This window comes from Bradyrhizobium sp. CSS354 (genome assembly GCF_029051725.1).
Classification (GTDB): Bacteria; Pseudomonadota; Alphaproteobacteria; order Rhizobiales; family Xanthobacteraceae; genus Bradyrhizobium.
In genome coordinates, this window is record NZ_JAACFU010000016.1 from 54,862 (window position 1) to 65,477 (window position 10,616).

Genomic DNA, 10,616 nt, shown 5'->3' on the forward strand with positions numbered 1-10,616 from the left:
AGAATCTGCTCATCGGCATTCCCGCTTGTGCCCCGTCGGCGAAGTAGCGGCGGTGTTTCAAGACGTCCGCTCGCTGATGCATGGCGGACCAGCTCTGCTCAAAATTGAGTTCTTCGCGCTTCGACCCAAAGGCGACTTCACGGCCTCCTGCCCAAGAGCGAAGGTGATAGTGTCTTTTCAATTTTTGCGAGCAAGCCAGTACGAATTGTCTTGGGTTGCGAAACAGCGCACGCGAAATTCGAACGGCGACATGCCATTCAATAGCTCTACCGCCGGATTTAACTCCTCGCAACCGGCTTGCTCCATAACGACGAGCTGATCGGCGGCTAACCAAGCTAGGATCGGAACTGAAGGACCAACTAGTACGACATAGGCGAGGCCGAGGCCCTGAGAATAGCGTTCGATACGGACCCATGTCCGATCCACCACGACCACTCCGAGGCCAAAGCACACGATCCAAATAGCGAGCCAACATGCAGAGGTCATACACGTCTCCCAAGGACTGAAGTAACCCTGTAGGTGTCTCCGTCACTGACTCCAGCCAATCTAATGAGGAGAGCTTAACTAGTTTTGGGGCTTCGCAGCAGCCACTGAACCTCTCAGCCAGATTACGCAAATTCGAAGTCTGAGTCTGGCCCATCGCTGACCTGCCGCGCGCAGCCGGTGGAGGACCACTTGTGACCCATTTCGGAGTGTTGCGAGCTCTGGCCAATTGGCTTCGGCCTGATACACTTCAAGCTGTGACGGCGTAGAGGACGGCTCCATGGTCCGACAGCGTGTCGAGCGCAAGCTGGCTGCGGTTTTGGTCGCAGACGTAGCGGGCTATTCACGTCTGATGGAGTTGAACGAGGAGGAGACCCACCGACGGTTAAGCATGTTGCAGCGCGAGGTGATCAGCGCGCATATCGGCCAACACCACGGCAAGATCATCAAGAACACCGGTGACGGCGTACTCGTCGAGTTCGCGAGCGTCGTTGATGCAGTTCACAGCGCCGTGGAAATCCAGCGTCACATGAGCGAGCGTAACGCCGGCATTCCGGACGATCGACGCATCGCATTTCGTATCGGCATCAATCTGGGCGACGTCATCGTGGAGCCCAACGACATCTACGGCGACGGCGTCAACGTGGCGGCACGGCTGGAAGGGCTGGCTGATCCGGGCGGGCTATGCATCTCCCACACCGCCTATGACCAGGTGCGCGACAAGGTGCCGTATCCGTTCGTCGACAAGGGCGAGCACATCGTCAAGAATATTTCGCGACCGGTCCGTGTATACGCGCTAGACGCCAAGACGGTGGCAGCCCTGCCGACGCTCGCGTCGACGACAGATTCGAACCAACCGTCCCAGTATCGAGCGAGCCGCGCCTTGCTCGCGGCATGTGTCGCGGGGCTCGTGCTACTCTCAGGCGGACTGTGGCTCGGCATCAAGTCGGCAAGAGCACCCCAATCCCCCGCCGATTTGCCGCGTATCTCAATGGTCGTTCTGCCGGTCGTGAATCTCAGCGGCAATTCCTCCCAGGATTATCTTGCCGACGCCATTACGGAGGGGCTGACGACGGTCTTGTCGCGCGCCAGGGATGCGTTCGTGATCGCCCGGAGTACGGCGTTCACCTACAAAGGCAAGGCGATCGATATAAAGCAGGTCGGCAGGGAACTGGGCGTGCGTTATGCGCTGCAAGGAAGCGCGCAGTATAGCGGTGGAAAAATCCGGGTGAATGCCCAGCTAATCGACACCGCTACCGGAGCGCACCTCTGGGCCGACCAGTTCGATGCGGATCGCTCCGATCTGCTGGAGATGCAGGATGACATTGTCATTCGGCTCTCGCGCGCGCTGTCCGTTCAACTCATCGATGCCGACCTTGCGCGCGCGATGCGGATGCACCCTGGAAACCTCGAGGCACAGGATCTTGCCCTGCAATGCGTTTCCAACCTGATCAAATCGGCGGATCCCGAAGCCATCGGTCCGTGTCGTCGCGCGTTACAGCTCGACAGCGGAAATGCGATTGCACTAGGTTTAACGGCATTTGCCACGATTTATCCGGTCGTCATATCGCAGAGCGACAACCCAAAAGAGGCCATCAAGCTTGCGGACGAACTCGCCTCGCGGGCGCTCGCCGCCGATCCCAACGCCGCAGGCGCGCACGTGGCTAAGGCTTGGGTGATGATGGCGCAAAGCCATCACGAACAGGCGATCCTCGAAGCGGAAAAATCCCTCGCCCTCGATCCGAGCATGATCCAGGGATATTTGGCCATTGGTGTCGCCAACAACTTTTTGGCTCGCCCGGACCGATCGATCGAGGTGGCTGAAAAAGCGGTCCGGCTGAGTCCGCGCGACCCGTTTTTGACGGCGTTCTATGGGATCAAGAGCGAATCCTTCTTCATTTTGCGTCAGGACGACAAGGCGATCGAAGCGGCCCGCCGATCGTTGTCGCTGGCCTCATACCCGGACCCCTATATAAGCCTGATATTGATCTCGGCATCGGCCCTGAACGGGCACCAGGCCCAGGCGGACGAAGCGCTCAAGGCCTATCTCGCCGACAGCCGGGCCAAGAGCAAGACCATCGCCCAATTCCAGACGCAGCAATTGGCGTTGGCAAACAATGCGGGTTGGCTAACCTACAATGAGCGTTTCGCTGACGGTCTTCGCAAGGCGGGATTTCCAGAATGAAGGAGCCGCTTCGATATTGGCGACGCTCAAGTGTGACTTTGGCGTACCTGATCGTACCGTATTGCGATTTCTAGTTATGGACCATCAGGAAGTTCGGCTCTTTTGGAGGAGTTCCGCTCAACGCGCCACAGCAGACCAGATTGCTCAACTTGAGTTCTTCGCATTTTGACCGTTAGCTAACTTGGGGCCCTTCCTGTCACCGGCAAAAACCATTGGACGTCATCTGTCCCGCTGCAGATGACTTTTCTTTTTTAACTTTGCGGTTTGTCCCCAAAGGGGCAGAGCGTGGCGCCCACTGTGGCACCGACGTAATACGTTGCAGTTTGCACAAAGCTTCGAGCGAGCCGCCAAAGGAAGTCATGAAACCGGGCAAGGTAGTGGCGGCAAGGACGAACAAAAAAACCCCGCCGAAGCGGGGTTTGTTGATGCGATGCTGGTGAATGCTAGGCTTTAGCCATGCATTCTTTGACATACGCCCGCTTCTTCGACAGATGAAGCCCCTGCTCAGAAGCCTCCTTCTTGCAGACCTTCTGCCTCGCGAGCCACTCGGGGTTCTGCGTCGCACTCCCTGCAAGCGCAGGTGTGGTGGCTGCTGCCAGCGCAGCGGCTGTGATAACGGCAATGTATTTCATAAAATCTCCAGAAGTGTGATGCACCAAGGACCATGTTAAGTTCCCTGATCACGAAGGCAATGTAGAGAGCGCTCAAAATACCATCAAACTGGTTCGGTTTTGAGTAAGGAGGAGGCAGTGTGACGAAGAACCATGCAATTGCGCGCTGCTTTCCCATCCTGTTTGCGGCGAGGTTGGTTTCCAACCCGAGACTCTGTTCGTCCACTCTGTCAACAGGCACGACGCTTCGCGCCAACCTCCCCTAGTGGCCCGTTTGAAAAACTGGCGATGGGCATCGAAGATGTCCGCTCGTCAGGGCTGAACGGACGTGATCGCGGGAGGACTAACCCGACGCTTGTGACCCCAAGCGGACGTCGAAGTCTGCTCAGCTGTACGGGCTTGTGTATCTTTTGATCCAACTTGCTGGTTGGCGCTCGCCTACGCTCGCCCCGAGGGGTGGGCATGAACCAACATTCACTTACGCCGAGATCCGAAAGGTGCATCCTGCGACGTCTGATCCCGTCTCGGACTGGACCAGCTCAGACCTGAACCATCTCATTGCGGCGTGCTTACCGACATTCACTTGAAAGGCACACTCACTGGCTGGGATGTTGCAAGGCGCGCCAGAGAGCTGAATCCAGAGATCCCGGTTGTCTACATGACGGGCGCGGCGGCTAACGACTGGCCGTCTCACGGCGTGCCGAACAGCGTTCTTTTGAATAAGCCATTCGCGCCTGCGCAGGTCGTTACGGCCGTGTCTCAGCTGCTCAACCACACGCCCCCGCCACACGATGGCGAGGCGAGCCTTGGCAAATTATCGTCAATGACAGCCCAGCCCCAAACACCGGCCGGACCTACTTCAAGCTAACACTAACAGCGACGGAGTAGGCGCCGGTCGGGTCCGCGTGAAGGTAGTTCATGTGATGAAGTTGCGCGCCTTCTTAACTTGGATCAACACGCTCACGCTTAACTCACCACAACGGTCGTTTGGGACTCACAGGACCGCGCTCATTCCGGTATGTTATTTCGTATCTCCGGCAGTTGTCATTGGGCGCCGGCGCTGAGAGTTCAAGCGACTCCCGCCTAACAGGCCGGAGTGGGTCGTCATTCGGGTCGCATGAGAGTGATCCGATGCCGGCAAATCTTGCGTCAGCGCTCATCACCAAACTCGCTGTGTCGAACCACCTGGATGGCGAAGACATCCGTGCCATTCAGAACCTGCGGATTCGTGAGCGGCATCTGGGCTCCCGTGAAATTATCGTCGCGGATGGCGATCGTCCCGGCGAGTGCTGCCTGATCGTCGAGGGGTTTGCCTCGCGCTCGAAAACGACCGCCGCCGGAGAGCGACAGGTCCTGTCCTTGCATATTCCCGGCGACATACCTGACCTTCAAAGCCTCCACCTCGGCATCATGGACCACGATCTGATCAGCCTTTCGCCTTGCACGCTTGGTTTCATTTCGCACGCCGAGCTGACCGAGGTGACGGCACGACACCCGCACTTGGCCGCGGCCTTGTGGCGAGAGACCTTGATCGATGGTTCTATCTTTCGGGAATGGATCGTGAATGTCGGGCGGCGGGCCGCGCTGCAGAGAATGGCTCACCTGTTGATCGAAGTGCACGAGCGGCTGCAAGCAGTCGGGCGGACTCGCGGCGGAGAGTTTAGTTTGCCCATCACTCAAATTGATCTTGGCGACTGTTTGGGACTCTCGGTGGTCCATACCAATCGTACGCTCCAAGCTCTGCGCGGGGAACGGTTGGTGGAAACGGACAGATCGGGCTTCAACTTGCTCGACGAGGAACGGTTGAAAGAGTTGGCAGGGTTCGATCCGACCTATCTCCATCTGACGCCAAGCGGTTAGAGAGCTTGCGGTTAAGGTCCGGATAGATCGAGCATCGGAAGGTTTCCATAGGCGAGTATCCGGAGCCTTTTTCAGCCAAATCGTTGATGAGCCCCCGACCTGCGGCAACTTCCGTTTGTGGCCCATCTGCGGCCTGGAGGCCATGGGCTCTTCGAGCGATATTGGAGGTAAAGCGGACATCGGGCGGCCGCCCGCCTAATGAGTACATACCTCGCCGAACCGATCTTGACGGCAGTACCTGAGAAGGTTCGAGCCTCTTGAGCGTGGATTCCAAGTGACGACCTCGCGACAAATATGATAGTTCTCGGGTCGCGGGTGCCCCACAAGAGTGCCACACAACAGCAGATCGCTGGGCCGAAAAGCACAACGAAATCAATGCCTCACAGGATTGTCGTATAAGTTCAATCCTGTCTGACAGCAGCAACCTTTTTTCCGCAAGATGGACCGCTCCTCGATACACGGGAGTAATGCATCTGTGATTCTGCGAGTGGCCTGCGCACCAAAAAGCCAAGGTACCGCAACTCGTACTATCTCGCGCACCATCCCCAAAGATGTCCAAGCGCTCCTGCAGAACTCCCGGAGGAGCGTCGCCCTCGCAGTTGGTACAAGACACACGTGAGCATCTCCCTTGGTACTGCCGACCGCAAAGCGGCTGAGCATTCCGGCCGCCTGACAGTAGCCACCGCAAGACCCAGTGCAACTGCAATTCACAGATCGATCACCTCGATCGACTGCTCGTTCACCGACCGCGCGAGATCGACTACGTGGCGGTGATGAGTGAACAAGATGATCTGTTGCTGCTGTCCAGCAGCCACTAGAAGCCGCAGCATTGCTGACGTGCGTTTCTCGTCGAAACTTGACAGTAGATCGTCGCCGATGAACGGGATCGGCTCTGAGGTACGGCGCTCCAGCAGCGCAAGGCGCAGCGCCAAGAACAATTGGTCGCGGGTACCTTCGCTAAGGCCGGCCACCGACACCTGTTCGCCAGTATGCCGTTTGGCGACCAGAACCGGCTGATCATCGTCGCCATAGTCGATCACGAGACCGGCAAAGGCCTCATTGGTCGCCATGCTGAATAAAACGCTGGCGCGCGCGATCAACGGATCCTGCACCATGGCGCGATGCCTCTCGATCGCACGCAAAGCAAGCCGTGACGCCGCGGCTCGTACCAACCAGCGCTCGGCGACTGACTGCAATTCGGCGCCCGCCTCGGCTCGCTCGGCTGCCAAAGCCGGCGCATTGCGACCCTTTAGCAGCAACTCAAGCCGGTTCTTCCTTTCGTGATGGTTGGCGGATGCTTCAGCGATATCACGCAACAGCTGTGTTTGCCGCACTTCCTCGCGGGCGATGTTACCGGGAAGCAAATCGAGATCGATGCCCTCGCGCTCCTGCCGCAGCGTAGCTTCAGTGCAGCCATCGGCGATGTCGTCCAGATCGCGTTCTAGGATCACGCGCTCGCCTTCGAGCAGGTGCCGGGCGGCCGTAAGTGCAATCGAAGCGGACAAGTCATCGCGACCGACGCCAATCGCCCTGCAGGCTTCGTCGAGCAAAGTACCCGCCGCCTGTCGCTGCGCGATTAGCGTATTGCGTATCGCCGCACGTTGACTCGCATTGCGCTGCAACCGCCGGTACGATTCACTGGCAGTGCGTGCCTCCGCCAATGCCGCCGACAGCCGAGCCAACGACTCTTGGGCGGACGTGCTCTTGTGATGCGGCGCGACGAGATCAATCATCCCAAATACATCGGCGTCGAAGGCCTTCAGATCGGCTTCAATCGTCTGAACGCGATGGCTCTCGCTCTCGTGGTTGGCTTTGGGCAGAGCTACCGATTGCCACACCGCAAGTGCAGCGTCAGCTTCCGGCGCGCTCGCCGTATCAGGAAGCCCGATACCGTCCATGGCTGCAGGCCAGGCCTGACGCTGTGCTGCCAGCGTTGCATGTGCTTTGCCAACCGCCGCATCTGCTTCGGACAACTCGCGTGCGACACGCTGCAGGGCAGCAGCGCGAGCTTTGGCCTCGGCCCACACTGCCTGCAATTCCTCAACACGTGCTTTGGCTTCCCGAAACAGGTTGTCAACGGGCAGGCTGGCATCGGGGATCCGGCCAACGCTACCGAGAAAGGTCATGCAAGCGGCTTTGCCGGATTCGAGGCTGGCGGCCAGCGCGTCGAGATTCGTCCTCTGGGACTCCATCTTGCCGAGCCTGGCAAGAATATCCTCCACTTTACCCCGCCACAGTAACATCTCCGCGGGACTACGCGGAGCAAGGCCAGCAGGGGCCCAGAGCGCAGTCCAAGCGGTCGTGACTTCCGCCAGCCGCGCCTGCAACCCTTGCAACTTCCCAGCGTCACGGTCGCGCGTCGTGCGAAGTGCGGCGAGACGCTGCAGCGCATCCTCATGCCGCGTGGCTCGTTCGGTATCGGCAAGCAAGAGATCGGTGATGCCGTCGATCGCTTTTGAGGACTGTGAGACCTCGGAAAATAGCAGAAGCCGCCCCCGAGCATCGCTGTCCAGCACCGCGCCTAAAGCGCCAAGTTGGGCGTCGCGCTGCTGGCGTGCCTTGATCAGATCGGCCCGATTCGGAACCTCGCCTTCGCCGCGTAGGCGCGCAAGTTCGACTTCGGTGGACCCTAGTAATTCATCGGTTGTGGCCAGTGCGTCGCCGAGGCGCTTGATCTCATTGTCACCGACATCGATGGCCTGGACGAATTTTGCAATTATGACGTGTTCGGGTAGCGGCAGCGCGCGCAACTGATCCAGGGAAGCGAGTGCGGGATCAATTGCCGCCAGAGCCGAGTCCAATCCCTGGGTGTCGGATTTTAGTGCCGCCATGTCACGCCGGTGACGATCTGCCTGGGCGGGAATGTCGCCTAGCGCTTCAAAGCGCTGCTTTATGTATTGGAGGTCGCCTATGGCTTGATGCCCGCCCTCCTCGACGGCCAACGCGTCATGTTCGCTTTGGGCTCGTGCCTGCCGTGTTTCAGCTTCCGCCAACGCTTGTGCCGCGCGATTGAGCTGGCCGATACAGTCGCGCACCCGGGCCAGCGCGGCATCGGTGGGAAGTCGCTCCAATAGGATGTCGTGCGAGCCCATTCCCAGTCTTCGTGCCGCATCTTCGAGCGATCGCACCGCGTCATCGCGCGATTGGCGGCGGCGCGGCAGATCGTCGATTGCCTTGCGCACTGCACCTAGTCGCTCGCGCAAAGCGTCGATCGCGATTGCTTCCGCCAGCACGCCATCATCGACCTTCATGGCCGCGATCTCCGCGGCCTCCAACGCGTCCGCAGAGTCGAGGGCCGTTATATCCTGCATCAGTCCGGCATCTGTATCGAGCGCGGCACGCCAATCCGCAAGGGTCTGCGGTGGAACCGCCGGCAGATCGGCGACGTCGGCAAGTTCTGCCGCGATCCCGTCAAGCCGCGCTAGCTTTGAGCGCACGCGCAGCGTCCGCTGCCAGCGCGCCAATGTACTGCCGCTGTGAGCGTGCTCGGCATTGAGCGCCTCGAGATTGGCGCGCGCCTCCTCCACTGCTGTTTCAAGATCCTGTACCGACTCGCGGGTAACGATGGCATCGCGCAATGCCCTATCGGCACTGTCGCGGCGATCGGCTACCTGATAAAATAGCTTGCCTGCTGATTTTCGTGGGGTGAAAAGATCCTCGGCCTCACTCTGCAGCCTCTCCCTGACTCGCGACAAGGCGGTCATGCCTGCCGAACTGGCTGCGAGGGTCTCGGCGAGGCGCCCACCGGCGTTGAGCAGGTCTGCGCCGCCGTCCCGAAGCGCCTGAGCTGTCAGGCCGAACTCGCGACTGAAGGCATCGCGCGATAGATTCCCGAGCAAAGGCACTAGCGTGTCATCCGGCAATGCCTGATCGTCGTCGCCAATTAGCGTGTTTTTGTTACCCTTGCGACGTCGCGTCACGATCAGCCTGCCGTCGGAATGGCGGAAGGCGCCGCCGATCCGCAAGCTCTTGCTTTCGTGCCGGAAATCATAATCCGTGCGGGCGCTGAAGCCGAACAGCAGGTCGCCTATTGCCGACAGCGCCGAGGTCTTGCCGCCCTCGTTGGGGCCGAGCACCACGTGCAAAGCCGCCTCTGGACGGAATGCCAGGCTGCGGTCAGTAAAAATGCCATAACGTTCGAGATCGAGACGCTCGATTCTCACGATAACGCTCCGGTAAGCAACGCACGAGCTTCGCTCGGCAGCGACTTAAGCAAATCCGCAGCCAGCAAGTCATCGTGCAGCTCTATCGGCAATCTGGCTTTGATCGTTTCGATCAGGTCGGCCAGCAATAGCGAAAATTCAGGATCTTCCGTCGCAGTGGCTAGCAACTGGTCGAGATCTAGGCTTTCAATCGATGATAATGCAGCGGCCGGCCGCGGCGGAGGAGCGGTCTTGATCTTGAGTTGCTCGATCCAGCAATCGTCGGCAAATTGAAGGGCACGAGCGCGAATATCGTCCTCAAGTGTTTCGCGTCGCGCAACTAGTTGATTGTGTAGCTGCGTGGCGCCGATCAATGTCACCCGCACCGCCAATGGACGGCCTTCGGCCTGATGATGCGCGCCGGCAAGCGTGGTTGTGATGCGTGCTACAACGTCTTCCTCGCGACCGGCGTCAGATATGTCGATCGCCAAGTGCGCCCAGCGCGCACCGTCCAGCGCAAATGGGCTGACATCGACAATACGGCCATCGTCAACGGTGACCCGCATCGCTCCCTTAGCACCGGTTTCGCGCACGTTGCGTCCCTGCAAATTGCCGGGAAATACAATCCATGGATCGCGGCTGATAATCTCCGCGGCATGGACGTGTCCTAACGCCCAATAGTCGTAACCAAAACGCCTAAGATCATCGATGGTACATGGTGCATATCCGTCGTGACCGCGAGTGCCGTCGAGCGACGTATGCAGCACGCCAATGTTTAACCAGCCGTCGTGCCGGGCGGGATAAGTCTCGACGAATTCCCCGGTAAGGCGATTTGGAAAGCTGCGACCATGCAACGCCACGCGATACGCATCTAGCGTCGCGCTCGTTGCCCTGTCGGACGGAAAGACATTCACCGAGTCGGGATAAGGGAGATCGCGCGACATCAGGCTATCAGCATCGTGATTGCCCTTAGCAATAAAGGTGGGAATTCCCGCGCGATGCAAGGCGCTGATGGCGCGCACGAAAAACAATCCTGTAGTAACGTCTTTCCAGTCTCCGTCGAAAACGTCTCCAGCAATTATGAGAAAAGCCGCCTTGCTGGTGACCGCCTCCTCGACCAGGGCCAGGACCGCCCTGCGGCCAGCATCCGCGAAGCGTCTAGCGACGTCCTTATCCTTTAGTCGCAGACCTGCGAACGGGCTGTCGATGTGAAGATCGGCCGCGTGGATGAACGTGAAACGCATGGCTTAATTGCTCTGAAGACCTTATCAGCGGCCAGCGAATCCGATTTCTCACGCGGCGTGTGGTCGTTACGCAAATACTTAAAGTAGAACG

Annotated in this window: 7 protein-coding genes; 2 read left to right on the plus strand and 5 right to left on the minus strand. The window is 59.1% G+C overall.

Going from position 1 to position 10,616, the window contains the following annotated elements:
- Positions 1-177 precede the first annotated feature (177 nt).
- Positions 178-486 carry a hypothetical protein gene (locus tag GWG67_RS29615; protein WP_275172855.1) on the minus strand — a complete coding sequence of 103 codons (309 nt, stop codon included), beginning with the start codon at positions 484-486 and terminating at the stop codon, positions 178-180.
- Positions 487-763: 277 nt separating this feature from the next.
- On the opposite strand from GWG67_RS29615, the gene GWG67_RS29620 reads away from it, so the two are divergent.
- A complete protein-coding gene (locus GWG67_RS29620) occupies positions 764-2,668 on the plus strand; it encodes an adenylate/guanylate cyclase domain-containing protein (RefSeq protein ID WP_275172856.1) in 1,905 nt (634 codons plus the stop codon).
- A gap of 196 nt (positions 2,669-2,864) precedes the next feature.
- On the opposite strand, the gene GWG67_RS29625 is transcribed toward GWG67_RS29620, so the two are convergent.
- Together GWG67_RS29625 and GWG67_RS29630 are read right to left on the minus strand one after the other, a co-directional pair.
- Positions 2,865-3,140: a hypothetical protein gene (locus GWG67_RS29625; protein WP_275172857.1), complete on the minus strand. Its 276-nt coding sequence runs from the start codon at positions 3,138-3,140 to the stop codon at positions 2,865-2,867.
- A complete protein-coding gene (locus GWG67_RS29630; RefSeq protein ID WP_275172858.1) occupies positions 3,112-3,300 on the minus strand; it encodes a hypothetical protein in 189 nt (62 codons plus the stop codon). The genes GWG67_RS29625 and GWG67_RS29630 overlap by 29 nt, the downstream gene beginning before the upstream one ends.
- A gap of 1,110 nt (positions 3,301-4,410) precedes the next feature.
- On the opposite strand from GWG67_RS29630, the gene GWG67_RS29640 reads away from it, so the two are divergent.
- A complete protein-coding gene (locus GWG67_RS29640) occupies positions 4,411-5,139 on the plus strand; it encodes a Crp/Fnr family transcriptional regulator (protein ID WP_275172859.1) in 729 nt (242 codons plus the stop codon).
- Between the two features lie 707 nt (positions 5,140-5,846).
- Here GWG67_RS29640 and GWG67_RS29645 read toward each other — a convergent pair.
- Together GWG67_RS29645 and GWG67_RS29650 are read right to left on the minus strand one after the other, a co-directional pair.
- On the minus strand, positions 5,847-9,302 hold the full coding sequence (locus GWG67_RS29645) for a YhaN family protein (protein WP_275172860.1): 3,456 nt from the start codon (positions 9,300-9,302) through the stop codon (positions 5,847-5,849).
- Positions 9,299-10,525, minus strand: coding sequence for a DNA repair exonuclease (locus GWG67_RS29650; RefSeq protein ID WP_275172861.1), 1,227 nt, complete (start codon positions 10,523-10,525; stop codon positions 9,299-9,301). The genes GWG67_RS29645 and GWG67_RS29650 overlap by 4 nt, the downstream gene beginning before the upstream one ends.
- Positions 10,526-10,616 lie beyond the last annotated feature (91 nt).